General features: G+C 70.0%; 19 protein-coding genes. 13 read left to right on the top strand and 6 right to left on the bottom strand.

Annotation, left to right across the window (positions count from 1 at the left end; translation table 11 throughout):
• The first annotated feature begins 175 nt into the window (after positions 1–175).
• The 4 genes from ACOZ38_RS03160 to ACOZ38_RS03145 all read left to right on the top strand — a co-directional run bounded on the left by ACOZ38_RS03160 (position 176) and on the right by ACOZ38_RS03145 (position 5683).
• A complete protein-coding gene (locus ACOZ38_RS03160; protein ID WP_424528712.1) occupies positions 176–2029 on the top strand; it encodes a 2-oxoacid:acceptor oxidoreductase subunit alpha in 1854 nt (617 codons plus the stop codon).
• Positions 2022–3095 (top strand): 2-oxoacid:ferredoxin oxidoreductase subunit beta, encoded by a 1074-nt coding sequence (locus ACOZ38_RS03155; RefSeq protein ID WP_424528711.1) that lies wholly within the window; start codon positions 2022–2024, stop codon positions 3093–3095. The genes ACOZ38_RS03160 and ACOZ38_RS03155 overlap by 8 nt, the downstream gene beginning before the upstream one ends.
• Before the next feature lie 213 nt (positions 3096–3308).
• Positions 3309–4805 carry an MBL fold metallo-hydrolase gene (locus tag ACOZ38_RS03150; protein ID WP_424528710.1) on the top strand — a complete coding sequence of 499 codons (1497 nt, stop codon included), beginning with the start codon at positions 3309–3311 and terminating at the stop codon, positions 4803–4805.
• Positions 4806–5026: 221 nt separating this feature from the next.
• On the top strand, positions 5027–5683 hold the full coding sequence (locus tag ACOZ38_RS03145; RefSeq protein ID WP_405143785.1) for a hypothetical protein: 657 nt from the start codon (positions 5027–5029) through the stop codon (positions 5681–5683).
• Positions 5684–5774: 91 nt separating this feature from the next.
• Here ACOZ38_RS03145 and ACOZ38_RS03140 read toward each other — a convergent pair whose 3' ends face one another.
• The gene (locus ACOZ38_RS03140) at positions 5775–7430 is read right to left on the bottom strand and encodes a DUF4082 domain-containing protein (RefSeq protein WP_424528709.1); all 1656 of its coding nucleotides are present in this window, start codon (positions 7428–7430) and stop codon (positions 5775–5777) included.
• Between the two features lie 347 nt (positions 7431–7777).
• Positions 7778–8392 carry a dTDP-4-dehydrorhamnose 3,5-epimerase gene (gene rfbC, locus ACOZ38_RS03135; protein ID WP_424536950.1) on the bottom strand — a complete coding sequence of 205 codons (615 nt, stop codon included), beginning with the start codon at positions 8390–8392 and terminating at the stop codon, positions 7778–7780.
• A gap of 192 nt (positions 8393–8584) precedes the next feature.
• Between rfbC and ACOZ38_RS03130 the strand changes: the two genes are divergently transcribed.
• The 9 genes from ACOZ38_RS03130 to ACOZ38_RS03090 are packed head-to-tail and all read left to right on the top strand — an operon-like array spanning position 8585 to position 21424.
• Positions 8585–12628, top strand: coding sequence for a DUF4082 domain-containing protein (locus tag ACOZ38_RS03130; protein ID WP_424528708.1), 4044 nt, complete (start codon positions 8585–8587; stop codon positions 12626–12628).
• A 49-nt stretch (positions 12629–12677) separates the two neighbouring features.
• A complete protein-coding gene (locus tag ACOZ38_RS03125; RefSeq protein WP_424528707.1) occupies positions 12678–13715 on the top strand; it encodes a Gfo/Idh/MocA family protein in 1038 nt (345 codons plus the stop codon).
• A complete protein-coding gene (locus ACOZ38_RS03120; protein WP_424528706.1) occupies positions 13712–14683 on the top strand; it encodes an NAD-dependent epimerase/dehydratase family protein in 972 nt (323 codons plus the stop codon). Before ACOZ38_RS03125 ends, ACOZ38_RS03120 begins: the two co-directional genes overlap by 4 nt.
• Complete coding sequence (locus ACOZ38_RS03115; protein WP_424528705.1) at positions 14659–15843, top strand: glycosyltransferase; 1185 nt, start codon at positions 14659–14661, stop codon at positions 15841–15843. The genes ACOZ38_RS03120 and ACOZ38_RS03115 overlap by 25 nt, the downstream gene beginning before the upstream one ends.
• On the top strand, positions 15840–16976 hold the full coding sequence (locus ACOZ38_RS03110; RefSeq protein WP_424528704.1) for a DegT/DnrJ/EryC1/StrS family aminotransferase: 1137 nt from the start codon (positions 15840–15842) through the stop codon (positions 16974–16976). The genes ACOZ38_RS03115 and ACOZ38_RS03110 overlap by 4 nt, the downstream gene beginning before the upstream one ends.
• Entirely contained in the window at positions 16976–18211 is a 1236-nt protein-coding gene (locus ACOZ38_RS03105) for a glycosyltransferase family 4 protein (protein ID WP_424528703.1), read from the top strand. Before ACOZ38_RS03110 ends, ACOZ38_RS03105 begins: the two co-directional genes overlap by 1 nt.
• Positions 18208–19665, top strand: a complete 1458-nt coding sequence (locus ACOZ38_RS03100) for a lipopolysaccharide biosynthesis protein (RefSeq protein ID WP_424528702.1) — start codon at positions 18208–18210, stop codon at positions 19663–19665. The genes ACOZ38_RS03105 and ACOZ38_RS03100 overlap by 4 nt, the downstream gene beginning before the upstream one ends.
• A complete protein-coding gene (locus ACOZ38_RS03095) occupies positions 19662–20330 on the top strand; it encodes an acetyltransferase (RefSeq protein WP_424528701.1) in 669 nt (222 codons plus the stop codon). Before ACOZ38_RS03100 ends, ACOZ38_RS03095 begins: the two co-directional genes overlap by 4 nt.
• Positions 20327–21424 (top strand): DegT/DnrJ/EryC1/StrS family aminotransferase, encoded by a 1098-nt coding sequence (locus tag ACOZ38_RS03090; RefSeq protein WP_424528700.1) that lies wholly within the window; start codon positions 20327–20329, stop codon positions 21422–21424. The genes ACOZ38_RS03095 and ACOZ38_RS03090 overlap by 4 nt, the downstream gene beginning before the upstream one ends.
• Here the strand turns inward: ACOZ38_RS03090 and ACOZ38_RS03085 are convergent.
• The 4 genes from ACOZ38_RS03085 to ACOZ38_RS03070 all read right to left on the bottom strand — a co-directional run bounded on the left by ACOZ38_RS03085 (position 21411) and on the right by ACOZ38_RS03070 (position 24663).
• Complete coding sequence (locus ACOZ38_RS03085) at positions 21411–21701, bottom strand: DUF6295 family protein (protein ID WP_424528699.1); 291 nt, start codon at positions 21699–21701, stop codon at positions 21411–21413. The genes ACOZ38_RS03090 and ACOZ38_RS03085 overlap by 14 nt on opposite strands.
• A gap of 14 nt (positions 21702–21715) precedes the next feature.
• Complete coding sequence (locus ACOZ38_RS03080; protein WP_424528698.1) at positions 21716–22459, bottom strand: dienelactone hydrolase family protein; 744 nt, start codon at positions 22457–22459, stop codon at positions 21716–21718.
• Positions 22456–24150 carry an MFS transporter gene (locus tag ACOZ38_RS03075; RefSeq protein WP_424528697.1) on the bottom strand — a complete coding sequence of 565 codons (1695 nt, stop codon included), beginning with the start codon at positions 24148–24150 and terminating at the stop codon, positions 22456–22458. Before ACOZ38_RS03075 ends, ACOZ38_RS03080 begins: the two co-directional genes overlap by 4 nt.
• A 72-nt stretch (positions 24151–24222) precedes the next feature.
• On the bottom strand, positions 24223–24663 hold the full coding sequence (locus ACOZ38_RS03070; RefSeq protein ID WP_424528696.1) for a MarR family winged helix-turn-helix transcriptional regulator: 441 nt from the start codon (positions 24661–24663) through the stop codon (positions 24223–24225).
• Between the last annotated feature and the right edge of the window lie 54 nt (positions 24664–24717).

The raw sequence follows: 24717 nt of genomic DNA, 5'->3' as shown, positions 1-24717 counted from the left end.
CCCCCGATGCCCACCGGACGCGGCCGACGAACACATCGTTGCCGTCGCAGGGAGAAGGGTCACACCCCTTCGACGCGCATGCGTAAAGAAGCCCGCGCAGCCCCAAGGGATCTAGCATGGAAATGAATACGTGCCACGAGCGACGGCGCCCCTGCGCGTCGAGGAGGACCGAGCTGTGACCAAGCAGGTTCAGCAACTCGACCGCGTGATCATTCGCTTCGCGGGTGACTCCGGCGACGGCATGCAGTTGACCGGTGACCGTTTCACGGCGGAGACCGCGCAGTTCGGGAACGACCTTTCCACCCTGCCCAACTTCCCCGCCGAGATCCGCGCCCCCGCAGGCACACTCCCCGGCGTGTCGAGTTTCCAGCTCCACTTCGCCGACCACGACATCCTGACCCCGGGTGACGCCCCCAACGTCCTCGTCGCCATGAACCCCGCGGCGCTGAAGGCCAACCTCGGCGACCTGCCTCGCGGGGCCGACATCATCGTCAACACCGACGAGTTCACCAAGCGCAACCTCCAGAAGGTCGGCTACTCCGAGAGCCCGGTGGACGACGACTCGCTCGGCGAGTGGCGCGTGCACGCCGTCCCCCTCACCTCGCTGACGGTGAAGGCCCTCGAAGGCTTCTCCATCTCCAAGAAGGACGCCGAGCGGGCGAAGAACATGTTCGCGCTCGGCCTGCTGTCCTGGCTGTACCACCGGCCCACCGAGGCGACCGTCAAGTTCCTCGAGACCAAGTTCGCGAAGAAGCCCGACATCGCGAAGGCCAACGTCGCGGCCTTCCAGGCCGGGTGGAACTACGGCGAGACCACCGAGTCCTTCTCGGTGTCGTACGAGATCAAGCCGGCCAAGCTGACCGCGGGCCTCTACCGCAACATCTCCGGCAACCAGGCCCTGGCCTACGGGCTGATCGCCGCCTCGGTGCAGTCGAAGCTGCCGCTGTTCCTCGGCTCCTACCCCATCACCCCGGCGTCCGACATCCTGCACGAGCTGTCCAAGCACAAGCGGTTCGGCATCCGCACCTTCCAGGCGGAGGACGAGATCGCGGGCGTCGGCGCGGCGCTCGGCGCGGCGTTCGGCGGCGCGCTCGGCGTCACCACGACGTCGGGTCCTGGCGTGGCGCTCAAGGCCGAGACCGTGGGCCTCGCGGTCACCACCGAGCTCCCGCTGCTGGTGGTCGACGTCCAGCGGGCCGGCCCCTCGACGGGCATGCCCACCAAGACCGAGCAGACCGACCTGCTCATGGCGATGTACGGCCGCAACGGCGAGTCGCCGGTGCCGATCGTGGCGCCCGCGACACCGTCCGACTGCTTCGACGCGGCGCTGGAGGCGGCGCGCATCGCCGTGAAGTACCGCACGCCGGTCATGCTGCTCTCCGACGGCTACCTCGCGAACGGTTCCGAGCCGTGGCGGCTGCCCGAGATCGAGGACCTGCCCGACCTGTCGGTCGAGTTCACGGTCGAGCCGAACGGCGACGACGGCGAGACGTACCTGCCGTTCAAGCGCGACACGCAGACCCTGGCGCGGCCGTGGGCGGTCCCCGGCACCCCGGGTCTCGAGCACCGCATCGGCGGCATCGAGAAGGCCGACGGCACGGGCAACATCTCCTACGACCCCAACAACCACGACCTGATGGTCCGGCTCCGCCAGGCCAAGATCGACGGCATCGCGCAGGACATCCCGCCGCTTTCCGTCGACGACCCCGAGGGCGACGCCCGCGTGCTCGTCCTCGGCTGGGGCTCGACGTACGGGCCGATCGCGGCCGCCGTACGACGGGTCAGGAAGGCCGGCTCGAAGGTCGCGCAGGCCCACATCCGCCACCTCAACCCGCTGCCCGCGAACACCGGCGAGGTGCTGCGCTCGTACGACAAGGTGCTGCTGCCGGAGATCAACCTCGGCCAGCTCGCGCTCCTGCTCCGCGCGCGGTTCCTGGTCGACATCATCAGCTACAACCGTGTGCGCGGTCTTCCCTTCAAGGCCGAGGAGCTGGCCGGAGTGATCCAGGAAGTGATCGACAGTGAGTGACATCGCGACGAACGGGCACGTCACGGGCCCGGTCGCAGGCACGGGGCTCGCCCTCATCCCCCGGGCGACCGAGAAGCAGACCCTGAAGGACTTCAAGAGCGACCAGGAGGTGCGCTGGTGCCCCGGCTGCGGTGACTACGCCATCCTCTCTGCGGTCCAGGGCTTCCTGCCCGAGCTCGGGCTCAAGCGCGAGAACATCGTGTTCGTCTCGGGCATCGGCTGCTCCTCCCGGTTCCCGTACTACCTGAACACCTACGGGTTCCACTCCATCCACGGCCGGGCTCCGGCGATCGCGACCGGGCTGGCCGCGTCCCGCCCCGACCTGTCGGTGTGGGTGATCACCGGAGACGGCGACGCGCTGTCGATCGGCGGCAACCACCTGATCCACGCGCTGCGCCGCAACGTCAACCTGAACATCCTGCTGTTCAACAACCGCATCTACGGGCTGACCAAGGGCCAGTACTCGCCGACCTCCGAGGTCGGCAAGATCACCAAGTCCACGCCGATGGGCTCGCTGGACAAGCCGTTCAACCCGATCTCGCTCGCGCTCGGCGCGGAGGCGAGCTTCGTGGCTCGCACGCTCGACTCCGACCGCAAGCACCTCACCTCGGTGCTGCGCGAGGCGGCGGCCCACCGGGGCACGAGCCTGGTCGAGATCTACCAGAACTGCAACATCTTCAACGACAACGCCTTCGAGCCGCTGAAGGACCCTGAGCTGCGTGACGACATCACGCTGCGCCTTGAGCACGGCCTGCCGATCGTGTCCGCCTCCAAGGCGGTGCGCCGGGCGGCCAACGGCGGCATCGAGGTCGTCGACCGGGCGAGCGTGCCCGAGGGCGAGATCCTCGTCCACGACGCCCACAACCCCGACCCGTCGCTGGCGTTCGCGCTGTCGCGGCTGGACGAGCCCGCGTTCGAGCACGTGCCGATCGGCATCTTCCGGTCCGTCGACCGCCCGGCGTACGACACGCTGATGGCCGAGCAGCTCGACGAGGCCGTGGCGGAGCGCGGCCCCGGTCAGCTGAGCGACCTGCTGCGCGGCGGCGACACCTGGCGCGTCGGCTGAGAGCCTGAACGCCTGAACTCCGCCCGATGAGGAGGCCCTCCACGGACATCCGTGGAGGGCCTCCTTCTTTACGAAAAGTCGCTGATCAACGCACTCCGGGAGTGCCCCTCGTTCGTCCTATTCCTGGCGGCGTCGAGGGCGTGCTCCGACGCCGCCGCCGCGCGGCGGTGAGCCGGGCCGGGCCAGTGTCGATCTCCGCGAAGGGACTCACCTTTGGATCTGTACCGCGACAGTTCTCAGACCGCGCTGCGCTATCTGGGTCACGCCGGTTTCGTCGCCGAGCACAACGGTGTGCGGCTGCTCGTGGATCCCTGGTTCTACCCGGCGTTCCTGCACTCGTGGTTCCCCTATCCCGACAACCGGGATCTGGTCGACGTGGTGCGCGGCGAGCGTTTCGACTACCTGTACGTGTCGCACGCCCACGAGGACCACTACGACGAACGCCTGCTCAGCACCCTGGACAAGTCGATCACCGTGATCGTCCCGAGGTACCGCTCGAAGATCATGGTCAGGCGCTTCACGGCGCTGGGTTACGAGAACATCGTGGCGCTCGACCACAAGGAGTCCCTGGACCTCGCGCCCGGCTTCACCGTCACGATGTACCTCGACACCAGCCACAAGGAGGACAGCGGGCTCCTGCTCGACCTCGGCGGCTTCCGCTTCCTCGACCTGAACGACTGCAACACCCCGATGTCGGAGCTGCCCGGCGACATCGACCTGCTCGCCGCGCAGTACTCCGGGGCGATGTGGTACCCCAACTGCTACGACTATCCGCCTGACGTGATGCGCAAGAAGGTGGACGCCGTCCGCGGCGACCTGCTCGACACGCTTTACCGCAAGGTGCGGATCACCGGGGCCACGGCCTACCTGCCCTCCGCGGGACCGGCCTGCTTCCTCGACCCCGTCCTCGCGCCGTACAACGACCGCGACGCGACGATCTTCCCGCAGTGGGAGGACGTCGCCGGCCAGTTCGCCGAGGCATGTCCCGGCGTCGAGGTGCTACGACTGTTCCCCGGCGACACCGTCCGGCTCGACGGGTCACGAGCGGTGGAACGCGCGCCCGGCGCGCGGACCTCCGAGGACCTCGCCGCCTACCGCGAGCGGCGCCGTGACGAGTGGAGCGCGTTCTACGACGAGCCCGCGGAGCCGGTGACCGCCGAGGAGATCGAGTCCTACTTCGCCAAGCTGCAGAGCTGGAACAAGCGCTTCCTGGGCGACTTCGCGAAGGACATCCGCCTTGTCGCCGACGGTCGCATGTGGGACGTACGGCTGGGGCGCCTGGCCGAGCGGTTCGTCATCGAGGGCGAGGAGCCGTACGACCCGGAGTACACCCTCCTCCTGTGCCCCCGGACGATGCGGGCGATCATCGAGGAGCGCACCGGCTGGGAGGAGGCCCTGCTGTCGATGCGCGTGGGGCTCCACCGGGAGCCGGACGTGTTCGACCTGACCTTCATGAGCCTGCTGCGCTACGGCCAGCAGCCCGTGCAGACCATGCAGATGCTCCGGGAGCGGCAGAACACCGAGACCATCGAGCGCGACGGGCTTCGGATGCAGCGGTTCTGCCCGCACGCCGGTGAGGACCTCACCCACGCCATCGTCTGCGACGGCGTCATCGAATGCCCCCGGCACCACTGGAAGTGGGAGGCCACGACCGGGAAGTGCGTCGAGGGGGGAACGCTGCCGCTGCGGGTCGAGCCGCTGGAGGCGTGAGAATCCCCGGCCGCGCACAACGTAGGAGTTCTGGAATTGCGTTTTCACAATGCGCCTAACGCGTCATCTCATGATTTCAGTGCGCTATCGAATGAAGTCACTGCACCGCACGATCACATGGCGTCTGCCATAGTTGGGCGGTCTCGTTGGAACGTGCCGAGAAGCGGGAGAACAATGGTCACCAGGTGTCGCACCCACTCCGAAACGGTCGAGGTGGGACGATGAGCCGTCTCAGCGCGTTACGCGGCCGCTTCGTCGACTCGCCCGACTCCCTCGGCGCCAAGGCACGGGCCCGCCGCTGGAACTGGTTCGCGCAGAGCTTTCCCGGCCTGGAGAACATGTCGGTGATCGACCTCGGCGGCACGGCCAGTGCCTGGCTCCGGGCTCCGGTACGGCCCGCCCACGTGCAGATCGTCAACCTCGAAAAGCCCCCGACCGACCTCCCGGGGTGGCTGAAGGCCGACGTGGCCGACGCCTGCGAGCTTCCGGCGGGCATCCTCGCCACCAAGTACGACCTGGTGTTCTCGAACGCGGTGATCGAGCACGTCGGGGGGCATCTGCGCCGTCAGATGTTCGCCGACGCCGTCCACGGTCTGGCGGAGCGTCACTGGGTGCAGACGCCCTACCGCTACTTCCCCGTGGAACCGCACTTCCTGTTCCCCGGGTTCCAGTACCTCCCGATCGCCGCGCGCACCGCTCTGCTCCGCCGCTGGCCTCTCGTGCACACGCCCACGTCCGACCGCGAGGCGGCGCGCAACATCGTCATGGAGGTGGAGTTGCTCAGCATCACCGAGATGCGGCACTACTTCTCCTCCTCGGAAATCCGCTTCGAGCGGCTCGGCGGCCTGGTGAAATCCGTCATCGCCGTCAGCGCCTAATAGCGAAAGGCGCCGGGGTTTCCGGCGCCTTTCCCTTTTCCCGCGATCTCTGTTTCAGATCGCCTTCAGCTCGTCTCGCCGGTCGAGCCGGTCAGCCGCCCTCGGGGACGGCCTTGCCGTCGTCCCAGACGTTGCCCTTCCACTCGTTGCCCGACCCGCCCTTGTCCCAGTAGGCCACCGGGCCGTTCTGCCCGCCCTTGGCCCAGACCTTGCGGCTGAAGACGTTGTTGACGACCTTGATGTTGGACGAGGTGCCCTTGGCGCCGGCCCCGCCGTAGAGCGCGTAGCCGCCACCGGCCAGGAAGTTGGCCTCGACCGTCACGTTGCGCACCACGCCGAAGTCCTGGAACAGCGCGATGGCGCCGGTCTGGTCGAGCGTGTTGATCACCGTGTTGCCGCGGATCACCAGCTTGGCACCGGACGGCGGACCGCTGGTGCACATGATCATGTCCGTGTGGTCGCCGGAGTAGTAGACCGGATCGTGGATGTAGGAGTCCTCGATGAGGCCCTGCTCGGTCAGGATGCCGTTGCTGATGGTGTGGATGTCGACCCGCCGGACGGTCAGGTCGCCACCCTGGTTGAGGATGCCGAACTGCGTCCGCTGCTTGCCGTTGCCGAAGACCTCGCTGTTCTCGACGGTGAGACCGCTGCGACCCTGCCGCTGGATGATGCCCCAGTCGCCGGGAGCGGCGGCGAGGCGGGTGTTGCGGATGGTCACGTTGTCGGCGTCGACGTTGATCTCACCCTGCACCTCCATGCCGTCGATGACCGTGCCGTCCTTGGTGACGGTGATCGACTTGCTCTGGGTGAGCTTCACCCCGGAGGGCACCCCGGTGTTGGAACCGTTCGGCCAGGAACCGCCGGGGGCGGTCGGCTGGGACGTGGGGGCCACCGTCGGCTGCCTCGTCGGGTCGAGGGTGAGCGACGGCTTCGGGGTCGTCGGCGAGGGCTTGGTGGTCGGCGTCTCGGTGGGAGGCTTCGGAGTCGGGGAGTGCGTCGTCGTGCGAGTCGGCGTCGGGCTCGGAGCGGTGCTCTCGGTCGGCGTCGGGGTGACCTCCACGCCGCCGGACGGCTGCCCCGACGCGGTCGGGGTCGGGGTGAGGGAGGTCTCGGGCCCGGTCGACACCGTGGGCACCACGCTGGGCGAAGGCGCGGAACCGCCCTCAGGCCCATTCGTCGGAGCGGGCAGGCTCCGGCGTTCGCGGTGCCGGAAGATCACGTCTACGTAGTAGTTGATCCTCGCGCGGTGCCGGCGGGACGGGAAGGCGGCCTTCTCGGTAGCGGAGAAGACCCCTTCCTCCGCGGTCAGCGGGCCCACCCTGACCGGCTTGGCGAAGGCACCCCGCTGGGCGACGTAACCGCCGTTGCCCGTGTGGTAGGACACGGTGTAGACCCGCCCGGCGACGATGGGCACCGGGCTCGAGAACAGAGCCTCCTGCCAGCCGCTGCGGCTCTCGCCGGTGAAGGTCACGTGGGCCAGCAGCTTCTTGTCGGAGTCCCACAGGCTGCCACGATGCGTGCCGCGCTCGGAAGCCGGCTTGTAGAAGCGCACGCCCGCGACCTCGCCGTTGCGGCTCGCCGTGAAGCGCGTGCCGAGCTCCAGGGGGGTCTTCTCGGACTGCGTCTTGCCCTTGACCACCTTCTGCGACTTCCAGAGGCTGGACTCCAGCGTGACCTCGGCCGCCACGGGGGTGGATTTCGGGGCCGCGACCGGCGCCTCGTCCCGGTTGATGACCACGACCGTCACGGTCGCCCCTATGACCGCGACCGCGGCCAGAAGCGACAGCCGTCCCAGCAGGGGTAGCCGAGGGGATCGGGCACGTCGAGCCGCGGCGGATGCGGACCTGCGCTGCGCGCGCGGTCCATCCGCATGCCGTCGATTGCTCACTGGCACAAGCCTCCACCTCCGGCGCGGGCGCCGGACTCCGATCATGTTTCAGTGCGAGGCTATTGTTGCGGTTGGGAAACGATGAGACAACCTGAATGCCATTTTTTAGCTGTTAATGCCGACCATTCGGCATTGAAACAGAGATTCTGCCAACAGAATCGACGTTTCATAGCAGCCAAAACGCGTGGTATAGGGCGGACTTATGGTCACCCCTGCCGGCTCGCCGGAGGCTCCACCCGTTCGCGCAGGTGCGCGTAGTAGGCGAGGCAGTCGTCGTAACGGGGCAGCAGTCGCTTGTCCAGCGCCTCGGCCAGGGTGAGCGCCGCGGCGTCTTTCGGGGAGAGCAGTGGCTCGATATCCGCGGGCCAGGCGATGCCGAGATCGGGGTCGAGCGGATGGATGCCGTGTTCCCTGGCCGGGGTGTACGGCTCGGAACACAGGTAGACCACCGTGGCCTCCTCGCTGAGCGCCATGAACGCATGGCCGAGACCCTCGCCGACATAGATCCCTTTACGGCTCCGGTCGTCGAGCTCGACGGCCTCCCATTGACCGAACGTCGGTGAACCGGTGCGGATGTCCACCACCACGTCCAGCACCGAGCCGCTCACGCACGTGACGTACTTCGCCTGGCCGGGCGGCACGTCCGCGAAATGGACCCCGCGCACGGTGCCCTTGCGGGAGATCGAGCAGTTGGCCTGCGCTAGCCGGAAGGGGTGCCCGGCCGCGCCGGCCAGGTGGTCCTCGCGGAACCACTCCAGGAACGTTCCCCTCTCGTCCCCGTGGATGGCCGGCGTGAACACGTAAGTGCCTGAGATGCCCATGGGATTCACGGGCCACAGAGTGCCACAAACCGGCGGCATCCCGCCCGGGCGGCGGGTCGGCCGCCAGGAGCGCGGCTTTGGTACCCCCGTCACGTAAACCACATGCGCCCCAACCGCGTCTTTTGGATGGTTCCACGCTTCAGCGTGACCTCTCGGGGTTTCTAGAACGTCCTTCTCCACGTTGGAGCGTCAGTGATCTGGCACAGAGCCGTGCGCTCATCGAAGTACGCCGTCGCCACGGCGATGGCCTGCCTGGCAGCCCTTCTGTCAGCGCCAACGAACCCCGCCGTAGCCGCGGGCCCCTGCGACGCGGGGGGAAACGCGATCACATGTGAGAACAGCCTCGCCGGTAACCCCCAGACGGAGTGGGACACGACCCCGCACGGGACCGTCGAGGGCTACGGCGACCAGATGAGCGTCAATCTCGGCCAGACGGTGAACTTCAAGGTGCGGTCCACCGCGCTGAACCTGCAGGTGGACATCTACCGGATGGGCTACTACCAGGGCAACGGCGCCCGGAAGATCATCTCGGTTCCGGCGACCACCTCGGTGTCCCGCAACCAGCCGAGCTGCCCGGAGAACACCACCACCGGCGAGGTGGCCTGCAACTGGGGCACTGTCGCGAGCTGGACCGTTCCCACCACCGCGGTCTCGGGCATCTACTTCGCGCACGTCATCCGTACGGACACCGACGACGACACCCACATCATCTTCGTCGTCCGCAACGACGCCGGCACCTCCGACGTGCTGTTCAGGACCTCCGACACCACCTGGCAGGCGTACAACTCCTGGGGTGACATCCCGGCCACCGAGAACAACCCCAACAAGATGCTGAACAGCCTCTATCGCGGTGACAGCGTCGTCGCGCCGGGGCGGGCGGCCAAGGTGAGCTACAACCGGCCGTTCAACACCCGGGAGACGACGCCCTGGGGCCGCGACTTCGTGTTCGCCAACGAGTACCCCATGGTCCGCTGGCTCGAGGCCAACGGCTACAACGTGTCGTACATGTCGTCACTGGACGCGGCGCGGGCGCCGTCCACGCTTCTCGCCCACAAGGCGGTGCTGTCGGTGGGCCACGACGAGTACTGGTCCGCCGAAGAGCGCTCCGCCTTCGAGAACGCCCGCGACAACGGCGTCAACCTCGCCTTCTTCAGCGGCAACGAGGTGTACTGGAAGACCCGGTGGGAGAACAGCTACCGCACGCTGGTCTCGTACAAGGAGACCAACGCGAACGCCAAGACCGACCCGACGCCGAACGTCTGGACGGGCACCTGGCGCGACCCGCGCTTCAGCCCGCCCGCCGACGGCGGCCGGCCGGAGAACGCCCTCACCGGCACCCTGTTCACGGTCAACTGCACGACGTCGAACGACGGTTGCGCGGCCACCTCGCTGACCGTGCCCGCCGCCGACGGCAAGATGCGCTTCTGGCGCGGCACCTCGGTGGCGAGCCAGTTCTCCGGATCGGTCAGCATCCCCGGGCTCGTCGGTTACGAGTGGGATGAGGACGTCGACAACGGCTTCCGGCCGAAGGGCCTCGTGCCGCTCTCCACGACCACGGCCACGGCCGAGCAGGTGCTCGTCGACTACGGCACGAACGTCGCCCAGAAGAGCGCGACCCACCGCATGACCCTGTACCGCGCGCCGAGCGGCGCCCTGGTGTTCGGCGCGGGCACGGTGCAGTGGACCTGGGGTCTCGACGGCGAGCACGACAGCTACAACCAGACGGACTACAGCGACACCCGCATCAAGCAGGCGACGGTGAACCTGTTCGCCGACATGGCCGTGCAGCCCAAGTCCCTGCAGTCGGGGCTGAGCGCCGCCACCAAGTCGACCGACACCACCGCGCCGACGGTCACGATCGGCGCTCCCGCCGTGAACGCCACCGTCACCAACGGCTCGACCGTCACCATCAGCGGCACGGCCGCGGACAGCGGCGGGCAGGTCGGCGCGGTGGAGGTCTCGACCGACGGCGGCACGACCTGGCACCCGGCCAGTGGCCGGGCGAGCTGGACGTACTCGTGGAAGGTCTCCGGCGTCGGCGCGACGACGATCAAGGCCCGCGCGGCCGACGACAGCGGCAACGTCGGCGCGGAGGCGTCGAGGAACGTCACCGTCGAATGCCCGTGCAGCCTGTTCGGCCCGTCCGTCGTCCCGAGCAACCCGTCCGAGAACGACTCGAGCGCGGTGGAGCTCGGGGTCCGCTTCCGCTCCTCCGTGAGCGGCTACGTGACCGGGGTGAAGTTCTACAAGGGAACGGGCAACACCGGCACGCACACCGGCACGCTGTGGACGACCAGCGGCGCCCAGCTGGCCACCGGCACCTTCACCGGCGAGACGGCCGCCGGGAACTGGCAGACGCTGACCTTCAACTCCCCGGTGCACATCTCGGCCGACACCGACTACATCGCCTCCTACTACGCGCCGAACGGCCACTACGCCGGCGACGCGAACTACTTCCGCTACCAGTCCAAGGTCAACGCGCCGTTGACCGCGCCGATGGCCACCGAAACCGCGGGCAACGGCGTCTACCGCGTGGGCGCGGGCTTCCCCAACCAGACCTACTCCGGCGGCAACTACTACGTGGACGTCGTCTTCACGATCAAGGACATCTACCCGCCGGCCGTGACGTCGGCGGTGCCGGTGCCCGGCTCCGCCAGCGTGTCCAAGACCGTCCAGCCGCAGGTGACCTTCGGTGAGCCCGTCCAGGCCGGCACCGCGACGTTCACGGTGAAGGACTCCACGAACGCGACCGTGGCAGGCACGGCGTCCCTGGACGCCGGACGCACGACGCTCACCTTCGCGCCGGCCGCGCCACTCGCGGCGGGTGAGCCGTTCACCGTCACGGTCTCGGGGGCCAAGGACGACGCGGGCAACACCATGGCGCAGCCGTACACCTTCACCTTCACCACGGCCAGGGCCTCGACGCCCGGCGTGTGCCCGTGCGGCCTCTGGCCGGACGGCACCGTCCCCGCCGTGCCGAGCGCCAACGACACCGGCTCGGTGGAGCTGGGCGTGAAGTTCCAGACCGACGTGGACGGCTTCGTCAACGGCATCCGGTTCTACAAGGGTCCCGGCAACACCGGGACGCACACCGGCACGTTGTGGTCGTCGTCCGGCCAGGAGCTGGCCACGGCGAGCTTCACCGGCGAGTACAGCCTGGGCTGGCAGGAGGTGCTGTTCTCCAACCCGGTGCCGGTCACCAGGAACACCACCTACGTCGCGTCCTACCACGCGCCGAACGGCCGCTACGGGTCCACCCCGCAGGGGCTCGCCTCGGCCGTGGTCGCCTCCCCGCTGCGCACGCTGGCGAGCGGGACGAGCGGCGGCAACGGCCTCTACAAGTACGGCGCGCGGGCGTTCCCCACGGACTCGTGGGACTCGACCAACTACTGGGTGGACGTGTCGTTCACCAAGGTCGCCGACTCCACGCCGCCGTCGATCACCGCCAAGTCCCCCGATCACGGCGGCGTCGGCGTGGCCACCGGCACCGCGGTCACGGCGACGTTCAGCGAGCCGATCCAGGAGAACTCGGCCGTGGTCACCGTGAAGAACCAGGCGAACCAGACGGTGGCCGGCAGCGTGTCGCTCAACCAGGCGCGCACGCTGCTCACCTTCACGCCGGACAACCCGCTGGCGCAGAGCACCACGTACAACGTCTCGGTGAGCGGCGGCAAGGACGACGCCGACAACGTCATGACGACGACCACGTGGTCGTTCACCACCGGCGGCGCGGCGAGTTGCCCCTGCTCGATCTGGGCGAGCAACTCGGCACCGGTCAACGCCTCGAACAACGACTCCAGCTCGGTCGAGCTGGGTGTGAAGTTCACCGCCGAGATGGACGGCACGATCACCGGCATCCGGTTCTACAAGAGCGCCCAGAACACCGGCACCCACGTCGGCAACCTCTGGAGCTCCACCGGTACCCTGCTGGCGACCGGCACGTTCACCAACGAGACGGCCGTCGGCTGGCAGGATCTGACGTTCGCCACCCCCGTCAGCGTCACCGCCGGCCAGGTGTACGTGGCTTCGTACCTCGCGCCCAACGGGCACTACGCGGGCGACACCGGCTACTTCAACTCCGGCTCCTACGACAACTCCCCGCTGCACGCCGTGGCCAATGGCGGCCCGGCGGGCGGCAACGGAGTGTACCGGTACGGTTCATCGTCCGGCTTCCCGACCGCCAGCTACAACGGCGACAACTACTGGGTGGACGTGCGGTTCACCCCGTCCAGCTGACGCCCTGACCCGGGTGCGCTGACCACCCGGCAGACGAAAGGAAATCCGAGTGTCGTCGATCGGCCTTGCCGTGATCGGTGCGGGCTACTGGGGTCCCAACCTCGTGCGCAACGCGATGGCCACCCCGGAGCTTCGCCTGGAATGGCTGTGCGATCTGGATGAGGACCGGGCGAAAGCGGTGCTGGGCCGTTACACCACGGTAAGGCCGACGACCTCGTTCGATCAGGTGCTGGCGGACCCGGCGGTGGACGCGGTGGCCATCGCCACTCCGGCCCGCACCCACTTCGACCTGGTCCACGCCGCCCTCTCCGCCGGCAAGCACGTGCTGGTGGAGAAGCCGCTCACTCCCACCTACGCGGAGGGCGCCAAGCTCGTCGCCCTGGCGGAGGAGAAGGAGCGGGTGCTCATGCTCGACCACACCTTCTGCTACACGCCCGTCGTCCGCCGCATCAGGGACCTCATCGCGTCGGGCGAGCTCGGCGACGTGCAGTTCGTCGACTCGGTCCGCATCAACCTCGGCCTGGTCCAGCCGGACGTGGACGTGCTGTGGGACCTCGCGCCGCACGACCTGTCGATCCTCGACTTCGTGCTGCCCGAGGGCGTGACCCCGGTCGCGGTCGCCGCGCACACCTCCGACCCGATCGGGGCGGGGCGCCCGTGCCTGGCGTACCTGACCCTGTGGCTGTCGTCGGGCGCCATCGCGCACGTCCACGTGAACTGGCTCAGCCCCACCAAGATCCGCACGACCGTGATCGGCGGCTCGCGCCGCACGATCGTGTGGGACGACGTCAACCCGGCCCAGCGCCTCGCGGTGTACGACCGGGGGGTCGACCTGTCGACGGCCGGGGAGGACGTGCGCCGGGCGGCCCTCATCTCCTATCGGACAGGTGACGTCGTCGTACCCGCCCTTCCGGAGCGCGAGGCCCTTCGCGGCGTGATGGGCGAGTTCGCCGCCGCGATCGGAGAGAAGCGCGCCCCCCTGACCGACGGCCGCTCGGGGCTGCGTGTGCTCGCTCTCCTGGAAGCGGCGGGGGAAAGCATCCAAAATGACGGCAGAAGAATCGACCTTGGGGGATCCACTCGATGATCAATGACAGTCGCTGCCTGGTGACCGGGGGGGCCGGCACGATCGGCTCGACCATCGTGGACCAGTTGCTCGCCGCGGGCGCGGGCGAGGTGGTGGTGCTGGACAACTTCGTCCGAGGCCGGCGCGAGAACCTCGCCAAGGCCGAGGAGGCGGCCGGCGGGCGCCTGCGCGTGGTGGAGGGCGACATCCGTGACACCGCCCTCGTGCGGTCGGTCACCCAGGGCATGGACCTGGTGTTCCACCAGGCCGCCATCCGCATCACCCAGTGCGCCGAGGAGCCACGTCTCGCCCTCGAAGTGCTGGTGGACGGCACCTACGAGGTCGTGGAGGCCGCGGCGGACGCCGGCGTGCGCAAGGTGGTCGCGGCGTCGTCCGCCTCGGTGTACGGCCTGGCCACGGAGTTCCCCACGCGTGAGGACCACCACCCGTACGACAACGACACCCTGTACGGCGCGGCCAAGACGTTCAACGAGGGTCTGCTGCGCAGCTTCCACGCCATGCGCGGGCTCGACTACGTGGCGCTGCGCTACTTCAACGTGTACGGCCCCCGCATGGACATCCACGGCCTCTACACCGAGGTGCTGATCCGCTGGATGGAGCGCATCGAGTCGGGGCAGCCTCCCCTGATCCTGGGCGACGGCCTGCAGACCATGGACTTCGTCTACACCGAGGACATCGCCCGCGCCAACCTGCTGGCGGCGGCGGGCGACGCCACCGACGAGGTCTTCAACATCGCCAGCGCCACCGAGACCAGCCTGGTGGGGCTGGCCGAAGCCCTGATGTCCGTCATGGGCGCGAGCGACCTCGGCGTGGAGTACGGCCCGGCCCGCTCGGGGGTCAAGGGCGTGACCCGCCGCCTGGCCGACGTCGGCGCCGCGGCCGAGCGGCTCGGCTGGAAGGCGGAGGTCGACCTGGAGGAGGGCCTGCGCCGCCTGGTGACCTGGTGGCGCGCCGAGAGGGACCGGTGAACGGGCTGATCGTCTACGCGGGCGGAACGGCCTACGACGGCGTCAAGGGCACCGACCAGCAGATGGCGGACCGGCTCGGCGGCCTTGTGGACGTGCTGTACGTCGATCCGCCCCGGTCGATGCTCAGCGGCGCCCGGCGCGGCGAGCTGTCCACGGTCCGCAAGGGGCTGTGGAGGCTCACCCCGGCGGCCCCTCCCGGGGGCTACCGGCCCGGCATGGACCGGATCACTGCGGCGCTGGCCCGCCGGGCCGTACGCCGGGCCGCCCGCACGCTCGGACGCCGGGTCACCGCCGTGATCGCGTCGGGCAGCATCGACATCCTCGGGGCCGCCCCTGGCGCCCGCACGCTTCGCTACATCACCGACGACCTGACCGCCGGGGCGTCGCTCATCGGCATGGCCCCCGGGCAGCTCGCCCGCACCGAGGCGCGGATGGCCGCGCGGGCCGACCGCATCGCGGTGGTCTCGCCCGGCCTCGTGTCCCGGGCCGGGTCGATGGGCCGTGCGGCCACGCTGGTGCCGAACGGCTGCGACAGCGGCGCCTACGCCGACCTGGACGCCGCCCCCTGGCCCGAGGACCTGCCCGCCGAGCTCGCCGGGACCCCGGTGGCGGGGTTCGTGGGCCACATCAATGGGCGGATCGACATCGCCCTGCTCGAAGCGGTCGCCGACGCCGGCCACCCGCTGGTGCTGGTCGGCCCGAGGTCCGAACGATACGAACCCGAGCGTTTCCCCGCATTGGTGAACCGCCCCGGGGTGTACTGGGTGGGTCGCAAGCCGTACGAGAGCCTGCGGTCCTACCTGCGGGTGATCGACGTGGGGCTCACGCCGTACACCGACAGCGCCTTCAACCGGGCGAGCTTCCCGCTGAAGACGCTGGAATACCTCGCGGCCGGACGCGGGGTGGTCTCGACGGACCTGCCCGCCACCCACTGGCTGGACGCCGGAGACCTGATCAGGACGACCTCCACCGAGGGCGGCCCGGAGGCGTTCGCCGGAGCCGTGACGGCCGAGCTGGCGACGGCGCGCACCGCCACGCTCGCGGGCCGTCGCAGGGCGTTCGCCGCACTGCACGACTGGAACGAGCGGGTCCGCCTCATCGCGGAGCTGCTCGGCATCGACTCGACGTCACAGGCGTCAAAGGAGGTGGCCGGGCGATGATCCCGGTAATGCGGCCATGGCTCGGACCCGAGGAGCAGGCGGCGGTGTCCGAGGTGATCTCTTCGGGCTGGGTCGCGCAGGGGCCCCGGGTCGCGGAGTTCGAGCGGGGCTTCGCCGAGCACGTCCAGGCGGGACACGGCGTCGCCGTCTCCTCCTGCACGACGGCGCTGCACCTCTCGCTGGTGCTGGCCGGCATCGGCCCCGGTGACGAGGTGGTGGTGCCGTCGCTGTCGTTCATCGCCACGGCGAACGTCGTGCGGCACGCGGGCGCCGACCCGGTGTTCGCCGACATCGACCCGGCGACCGGCAACCTCACCGCCAAGACCATCGAGGCCGTCCTCACTCCCCGCACCCGCGCGGTGATCCTCGTCCACCAGGCGGGCGTGCCCGCCGACGTCGACGAGGTCCGTACGGCGCACCCCGGGCTGATCATCGTCGAGGACGCCGCCTGCGCCGCGGGATCGGTCTACAAGGGCCGGCCGGTCGGCGCGGGGTCACCGCTCTCCGCCTGGTCGTTCCACCCGCGCAAGCTGCTGACCACCGGCGAGGGCGGCATGATCACGATGGAGGACGCCGATCTGGCCGCCCGCGCCCGCCGGCTGCGCGAGCACGGCATGAGCGTCAGCGCCGCCGAGCGCCACGCCAAGGGCGTCACCACCCCCGAGCAGTACCTCGAGGTGGGGTTCAACTACCGCATGACCGACCTGCAGGCGGCGGTCGGGCTGGTCCAGCTCGGCAAGCTCGGCGAGCTGATCGAGCGGCGGCGCGCGCTGGCGGCCCGTTACCACGAGCTGCTCGGCGACATCCCCGGACTGCGCATGGTCACCGACCCCGAGCACGGCAGGACGAACTACCAGTCCTTCTGGATGGCGCTGCCGGACGACTTCCCGCTCGGCCGCGACGAGCTGATGACCTTCCTGGCCGAGCGCGGCGTGTCGGCGCGGCGCGGGATCATGGCCGCCCACCTGGAGCCGGCCTACGCGGGCATGTCCAACGCCGAGCTGCCCGCCACCGAGTGGCTGACCGCCAGGTCGCTCATCCTGCCGCTGTTCCACACCATGACCGAGGCCGAGCAGAACCAGGTGGCCGACGCGGTGCACGCGGCCGCGGCGGGGAGCCCGGTGCGATCCTGATGACACGTCGCATCCTGGTCTACCCCCACTCGATGGAGGTCGGCGGCAGCCAGCTCAACGCCGTGGAGCTGGCCTCGGCGGTCCAGCGACTCGGCCACGAGGTCATCGTGGTCAGCGAGCCGGGCCCGCTCGTGAGCTATGTCAAGGCGGCCGGCCTGGAGCACCACGAGCTGGACCTGCACCGGCGCCGCCCGTCGCGGACCACCGTCCGCCTGCTGCGGTCCATGGTGGAGTCCCGTGGGATCGACGTGGTCCACGGCTACGAGTGGCCGCCCGGCGTCGAGGCGTACTACACGGCCCTGCGCGGGTCCGCGGCGGACGGCCGTCCGGTCACGGCCGTCTGCACGATCATGTCCCTGGTGGTCGCGCCCTTCCTGCCGCCGTCGCTCACCCTGGTGGTCGGCACGCGGGAGATCCAGGAACGCACCTCGCCCCATTACCGCCGCGTCCACCTGATCGAGCCCCCCGTGGACGTCTCCGCCAACGCGCCCGACCACCCGGTGGGCGAGTTCCGGGAGAAGTACGGCCTGGCGCCCGGCCCGCTGGACATCGTGGTGGTCTGCAGGCTGGTGCCCGAGCTGAAGCTGGAAGGCATACTCACCGCCATCGACACCGTGGGCCGGCTCGCCGCCGACCTCGACCTGCGGCTGATCGTGGTGGGCGACGGCACGGCCCGCGCGCAGGTCGAGGAGCACGCCGCGGCGGCCAACTCGGCGGCGGGCCGCCGGGTGGTGGTGCTCACCGGTGAGCTGGCCGACCCGCGCCCCGCCTACGCCGCCGCCACGGTCTGCCTCGGCATGGGCGGCTCGGCGCTGCGCTCCCTGGCGTTCGCCAAACCGCTGATCGTCCAGGGCGAGCACGGCTTCTTCGAGCTGCTCACCCCGGACACCGAGCCGTTCTTCCTCGACCAGGGCTGGTACGGCCTCGGCGCCGGGCGGCAGGAGGGAGCCGCCCGGTTCGAGGCGGCCGTGCGGAAGCTGTACGACGACCCCGGACTCCGCGGCAAGCTGGGCCGGCACGGCAGGGACCTCGTGGTCGAGCGGTTCAGCCTGGAGGGCGCCGCGCGGGTCCAGGTGGACATCTACGAACAGGCGCTCACGGAGCTCCCCTCCGCCCGTGACGCGCTCGGCACCGCCCAAGGCGTGGCGGCCTACAAGCTGCGCCGCCGTTACCAGCGGCTGCGCGGTACGCACTCACGTGACGACTTCAACGCGGTCGCCAAGGAGCGCGGGTGACCGGTTCCCCGCCCACGTCCACCGAACCGGGAGATCCCTCGCTGAAGGCGCGGGCGGGCCGGGCCGTGGGATGGAGCGTGCTCAGCACCATCAGCGCCCGGTTCGGCACGATGGCCATCGGCATCGTGCTCGCCCGGGTGCTCGGGCCCCTCGAGTTCGGCACCTACGCCGTCGCCCTCGTGGCGTTGCTCGCCATGCTCAGCATGAACGAGCTGGGGGTCAGCCTCGCCGTGGTGCGCTGGCCGGACGACCCCCGGCGCATCGTCCCCACGGTGACCACGATGGCCACGGCGTCCAGCCTCGTCGCCTGCGTCGCCGTGATGCTCGCCGCTCCCGCGTTCGCCGAGGCCATGGGCAACCCGGCGGCGACCGGGCCGGTACGGGTGCTCGGGCTGAGCGTGCTCGTCAACGGCATCGTCTCGACCTCGGCCGCGCTCATGCAACGGGAGTTCATGCAGGGCCGCAAGGTGATCGTGGACCAGGTCGACAACTGGCTCGGCGCGGTGGTGTCCCTCGTGCTGGCACTGCTCGGCTGGGGTGCCATGAGCCTGGCGGTGGGCCGCGTCTGCGGATCGCTGGCGGGCGGCCTGCTCTGCGTGGTGTTCGCTCCCCACCGGCTTCGCTTCGGTTTCGACCGGGAGGTGGCCCGGCGGCTGCTGCGGTTCGGGATACCGCTGGCCGGGTCCTCGCTGGTCGTATTCGCCGCGGGGTACGTCGACCAGATCTTGGTGGGGCACCTGCTCGGCCCGGTCGCCCTCGGCTTCTACGGCATCGCGTTCAACCTGTCCGGGTGGCCGATCACGGTGTTCTCCCAGCCGGTGCGGGCCGTGGCCCCGGCCGCGTTCGCCCGGCTCCAGCACGACAGGCCGGCCCTGAACCGTGCCTTCCTCACCACGGCGGGCCTGCTGGTGGGGCTCACCGCGCCCGTGTGCCTGCTGCTCAGCGGCAGCGCTCCCGCGCTGATCCGGTTCGTGTACGGCGCGCAGTGGGAGCCGGCGGCGGAGGTGCTGGTCTGGCTCGGCGTGTTCGCGAGCCTGCGCATCCTGTCGGAGCTCATGTACGACTACCTGGTGGTGCTGGAGCGCTCACGGGCCGTCTTCGGCATCCAGGTCCTGTGGCTCTGCGCCGTGGCCCCGGCGGTCTACACCGGCATCCAGGTGGGCGGGCTGCCGGGAGCGCCGATCGCGCTCGTCGCGGTCTCGGTCCTGGTGGTGATCCCGGCCTACGTCTACCAGGTGGGCCGCACGGGCGTCGGCTCGCTGGCCCTGCTCGGCAGGTTCCTGCCGGGCGCGCTCACCGCGCTCGCGGTGTTCGGAGCCAGCACGCTGGTCGTACGCGTGATACCGGTCGACCTGCTCGCCCTGGCCGTCGCCGGACTGGCGGGCGTCGGGGCGGCGGCGCTGTACGGCTACCGCAACCGGCATGTCCTGCGAAGCGTGAAGGAGGCGACATGACCCCCCTGCTGATCGTCGGAGCCGGCGGTTTCGCCCGCGAGACCGCCCAGCTCGTCCACGCGATCAACGACGTCTCCCCCACCTGGGAGCCGCTCGGCTTCCTGGACGACGATCCGGCCAAGCACGGCACCGTCGTGGACGGCATTCCCGTACTGGGAGGGGCCGACGAGGCGGTGAAGCGCGACGCGCGGATCGTGGTCTGCACGGGGAACTCCCGCGACTACGCCAGCCGCGCGCGCATCGTCGCCCGTCTCGGCCTGCCGCCGGAGCGGTACGCGACCCTGGTACACCCCACCGCGAGCGTGTCCCGGTCCTCCACGATCGGCCCCGGATCGATCGTGCTGGCCCAGGTGGTGCTGACCGCCTCGGTCACGGTGGGGGCGCACGTGAGCGTGATGCCCCACGTGACGCTCACCCACGACGACGTGGTCGGCGACTTCGCCACACTGACCGCGGGCGCCCGGCTGGCCGGGGGCGTCCACGTCGGGCGCGGGGCCTACATCGGCTCAGGCGCCCTCGTGCGCGAGACCCTCACCATCGGCTCCTACGCCCTCGTCGGCATGGGCTCCGTGGTCATCCGGGACATCCCGGCCCGTGAGGTCTGGGCCGGCGTCCCCGCCCGTTTTATCCGTTCAAGCACCGTTGATGATGGAGCACTGGCATGATCCCGTTCGTCGATCTGAAAGCCGCCCATGCCGAGGTGGCCGAGGAGGTGCTCCAGGGCTTCGACCGGGTGCTCCAGAACACCGCCTTCGTCCAGGGGCCGGACGTCGCCGCCTTCGAGGAGGAGTTCGCCGCCTTCTCGGACGTGCCGCACTGCGTGGGCGCGGGCAACGGCACCGACGCCATCGAACTGGCCCTGCGCGCGCTCGACCTGCCACCCGGCTCGGGGGCCGTGCTCCCCGCGAACACGTTCGTCGCCACCGCCGAGGCCGTCGTACGAGCCGGCCTGCGGCCGGTGCTGGCCGACTGCGACGACGACCACCTCCTGCTGGACCCCGAGTCCGCGGCCATCGCCGCGGGTCCCGGCACGGCGGCGATCCTCCCGGTCCACCTGTACGGCCAGCAGGCCCCCATGGCCGCCGTGCACCGGCTCGCCGAGCGGCACGGCCTCGCCGTCGTCGAGGACGCCGCGCAGTCGCAGGGCTCAGGCCAGCAGGGGCGCCCGCCGGTCGGCCTCGCCGCGACCAGCTTCTACCCTGGCAAGAACCTCGGCGCGTACGGCGAGGCAGGGGCCGTGCTCACCTCCTCACCTGGGCTGGCCCGCGCGGTGCGGCTGCTGACCAGCCACGGCAGCGAGGTCAAGTACCAGCACGAGACGCTCGGCTTCAACTCCCGGCTGGACACCCTCCAGGCGGTGGTGCTGCGGGCCAAGCTCAAGCGCCTGGCCCGCTGGAACGAGCTGCGCCGCGCGGCGGCCAACCGCTACGAGGCGCTCCTGTCCGACATCGACGGGGTACGGCTGCCGCGCACGGCGCCGGGCAACGTCCATGTCTGGCACCTTTACGTGATCCGGGTGCCCGAGCGCGACAAGGTGCTGGCCGGTCTGCAGGAGGCGGGAGTGCAGGCCCAGATCCACTACCCGGTGCCGGTCCACCTCCAGCCGGCCTTCCGCCACCTCGGCCACGGCCCCGGCGACTTCCCGGTGACGGAGAGGGCGGCGAACGAGATCCTCTCGCTCCCCATGCACCCCCACCTGACAGCCACCCAACAGGAACAGGTCGCCGAGACCCTCGCCAAGGTCCTCAGCCGGCTGTGACGCTCGCGCCACGGCCGGAGGCGAGGCCGGGTGGGGCTGCGGCTAGGGCCTTCTGGATGGCTTCTACCAGGGCGAGGGCCGACTCCTCGGTGAGTTCGACCGCCACCCGGGCCGAGGGGCCCTCGGCCGGGTTGGTGAAGTCGATGTTCACCGTGTGCTCGTGGCAGGCGTGGAAAGGGTGGTCGACGTAGACCAGGCCCTCGCTGACCGTGAACCAGCCTGTGGCGCCCTTGCCGGCGCCGTCGAGCTCGATCTTCTCGGTGAGATACGTGCACATGATGGGCTCTCCTGTCAGGCGCCGAGGTGGCGGCCGTAGAAGTCGAAGATCTTCTTCCAGCCCTCCGTCGCGGCGGCCGGGCGGTAGGCGGGCCGGTCGACGGAGAAGAACCCGTGCCCCGCGTCCGCGAAGGTGTGGAACTCGTGGTCCTTGCCGAGCTTCTCCAGCTCGGCGGCCAGCACCGCGACCTCCTCCGGCCCCGGATAGGAGTCCTGCTCGCCGAACAGCCCGAGCAGCGGGCAGGACAGGCCGGGCGCCTTGGAGATCAGCGGCGTGGCCTTGAGCGGGAACTCCGCGGGCGGGTTGTTCACCACGAAGGCGCCGTAACAGTCCACCGCCGCGTCGATCTGAAGCGAGCAGGCCACCAGGAACGCCTGCCGCCCGCCCGAGCAGTAGCCGATCACGCCGATCTTGCCGTTGGCGTGGTCGAGTGAGTTGAGGTACGCGGCGGCCCCTGCGACGTCGCCGACGAGCTGCTCGTCCGGGACACCGCCCTTCGCCCGCGCGGCGGCGGCCTGGTCGTCGGGGCTGACCCCGGCGCCCTCCCGCGAGTACAGGTTCGGGCAGATCGCCGCGTAGCCGTTCGCCGCGAACTTCCGGACGATGTCCTTGGTCGCCTCGTCGTATCCCGGGAGGTGGTGGACCACCACCACGCCGCCGCGCGGGTCGTCGCCGAGCGGCCGGGCCAGATAGGCCTCCAGCTCGGCCTGGTCGTGGCCCGTGACAGAGACCGTGCCGGCCCACATCGCGTCGTTCAAATCCGTGCCTCCTTGTGCTCCACAGGAGCCTGTTCTGTATACGTGTAGCGGCCGCCGCGCAGGGCGGAGGCCGCGGCGGCGATGGTGGCCATCACCGCGGCGCTGATGAACACCGTTACCAGCCCATGGTGGAACGGACCGGAGATCAGCTCAGGGAAGAACCGCTTCCCGGTGAGAACCGCCACGTCGTGTGCCGGCAGCGTGCCCATCACGCCGGTCGAGGAGAGCAGGTGGCCGATCGGGTTGTCGCCGAGGAAGGCCGCGAACAGCGTACTCACCGGCGGCAGGCTCGCCACGTGGGCGGCGGCCGAGGCGGGCACGCCGTGGCTCTCCAGGCCCGAGGCGAGTGCCCCCGGCAGCGTGCCGGCCAGCCCGGCGATCATGAGGGAGAAGAAGACGCCGATGGAAAGGGCACTGCCGGAGTTCTGGAAGGTGGCCCGCATGCCCGACGCGACCCCCCGCTGGCCGGGCGGCACGCTGCTCATGATGGAGGAGGTGTTGGGCGCCGAGAACATCCCCATGCCGATGCCGCACGCCAGCAGCAACAGGGCGAACGGCGGGTAGGCGAAGCGCACGGGCAGCAGCATGAACCCGACGAAGGACAGCGCGGTGATCACCAGCCCGCCGGTGGCGAAGACCCGCGAGCCGTACCGGTCGGACAGGTGGCCAGAAAGGGGGCCCGCGATCAGGAAGCCCACGGTGAGCGGGAGGATGTAGATGCCCGCCCAGAGCGGGGTGTCCTCGAAGTCATATCCGCGCAGCGGCAGCCAGATGCCCTGCAGCCAGATGATGAGCATGAACTGCAGCCCGCCCCGCGAGATCGAGGTCAGCAGCGTGGCGAGGTTGCCGGCCATGAACGACCTGATCCGCAGCAGCCGCAGGTCGAGCATCGGCGCGGCGACCCTGGTCTCGACCACGCAGAAGGCGACGAGCGTCAGGACTCCCACACCCAGCCCGCCGAGGACCAGCGGGTTGCCCCAGCCGGTCGGGCTCCCTCCGTACGGCTGGATGCCGTAGGTGATTGCGGCGAGGATCGCGGTGGTGCCCACGACGAACGTCAGGTTCCCTGCCCAGTCGACCCGGGCCCTCTTCGGGCTGCCCACCTCGCGCAGGCTGCGGTACGACCAGATGGTGCCGAGGACGCCGAAGGGCACGCTGACCCAGAACACCGCCCGCCAGTCGATCACGGCCAGCAGCCCGCCCGCGACCAGCCCGAGGAACTGCCCGGCCAGCGCGGTCACCTGGTTGATGCCGAGCGCCATGCCCCGCTGAGAGGCCGGGAACGCGTCGGTGAGGATGGCCGCGGAGTTGGCGGTGAGCATCGCGCCCCCGAAGGCCTGGACGAACCGCCAGCCGATCAGCCAGAGCGCTCCGCCGCTCTTGGTGAAGGGGTCCACCGAGAGCGCGAGCGAGGCGACACTGAAGATCGCGAAGCCGAGGTTGTACAGGCGGACCCTGCCGAACATGTCACCCAGCCGGCCGAGCGCCACGACGAGCACCGCCTGCACCAGCAGGTAGCCGAGGATCATCCACAGCAGGTAGCCGATGTTCCCCGGATCCAGCGGGTCGAGGCCGATGCCCCGGAAGATCGCTGGAAGCGAGATGATCACGATGGACGCGTCCAGCGTGGCCATGAGCACGCCCAAAGTAGTGTTCGACAGCGCGATCCACTTATAGCGGTCGCCGCTCACCTCAGGCCGCGGGTGCGTATGGTCTCGCTCCGGCGGCCCTCCGCCGGGGCCTGGAGCTCGGAGCCGGATCGTTCAGTCGCCACTTGCCTCACTCCTGTCCATGATGTCGTTCAGCAGGCCGGCCGCCTCGCGCAACCGAGACGTGTCCTCGTCGGTGAGCTCCTCGATGGCGGTGACCAGCCACCGGGCCCGCCGGGCGCGCTGCTCGGCGATGACCGCCTGCCCGCGCGGAGTGACCGACCAGAGGATCTGGCGCCGGTCGTGCGGATCGGGCGCGCGGTCGATGAGCCCCTGCTCGTGCAGGGCGGCCAGGGTGACCGCCATCGACTGCGGGGTGATGTGCTCGGCGGCCGCGAGAGCGCTCGCCGTCATGGGCCCGCAGCGCCGGAGCCACCCCAGCGCCGTCGCGTGCTGGTACGGCATGCCCGACTCGCGCCGCAGACGGCGCACCACCCTGCCGAGCGCCGTACGCAGCTCCTCGGCCACCATCTCCGCATGCGCAAGTTCAACCACGCCTGCCAGAATACACAGTTCAACTGAACAGTTAAACTGTCTATATCTGGGCCA

This window comes from Sphaerisporangium viridialbum, from assembly GCF_049674955.1.
GTDB classification, from domain to species: Bacteria; Actinomycetota; Actinomycetes; order Streptosporangiales; family Streptosporangiaceae; genus Sphaerisporangium; species Sphaerisporangium viridialbum.
The sequence above is the reverse complement of the archived record's forward strand: the minus strand, read 5'-3'. Positions and strand labels throughout refer to the sequence as shown.

Coding starts and splice junctions, on each gene's coding strand:
- ACOZ38_RS03145 (WP_405143785.1), top strand. CDS start 5,027: ATGAGCCGTCTCAGCGCGTTACGCGGCCGCTTCGTCGACTCGCCCGAC.
- rfbC (WP_424536950.1), bottom strand. CDS start 8,392: ATGGGCATCTCAGGCACTTACGTGTTCACGCCGGCCATCCACGGGGAC.
- ACOZ38_RS03120 (WP_424528706.1), top strand. CDS start 13,712: ATGATCAATGACAGTCGCTGCCTGGTGACCGGGGGGGCCGGCACGATC.
- ACOZ38_RS03110 (WP_424528704.1), top strand. CDS start 15,840: ATGATCCCGGTAATGCGGCCATGGCTCGGACCCGAGGAGCAGGCGGCG.
- ACOZ38_RS03105 (WP_424528703.1), top strand. CDS start 16,976: ATGACACGTCGCATCCTGGTCTACCCCCACTCGATGGAGGTCGGCGGC.
- ACOZ38_RS03095 (WP_424528701.1), top strand. CDS start 19,662: ATGACCCCCCTGCTGATCGTCGGAGCCGGCGGTTTCGCCCGCGAGACC.
- ACOZ38_RS03090 (WP_424528700.1), top strand. CDS start 20,327: ATGATCCCGTTCGTCGATCTGAAAGCCGCCCATGCCGAGGTGGCCGAG.
- ACOZ38_RS03085 (WP_424528699.1), bottom strand. CDS start 21,701: ATGTGCACGTATCTCACCGAGAAGATCGAGCTCGACGGCGCCGGCAAG.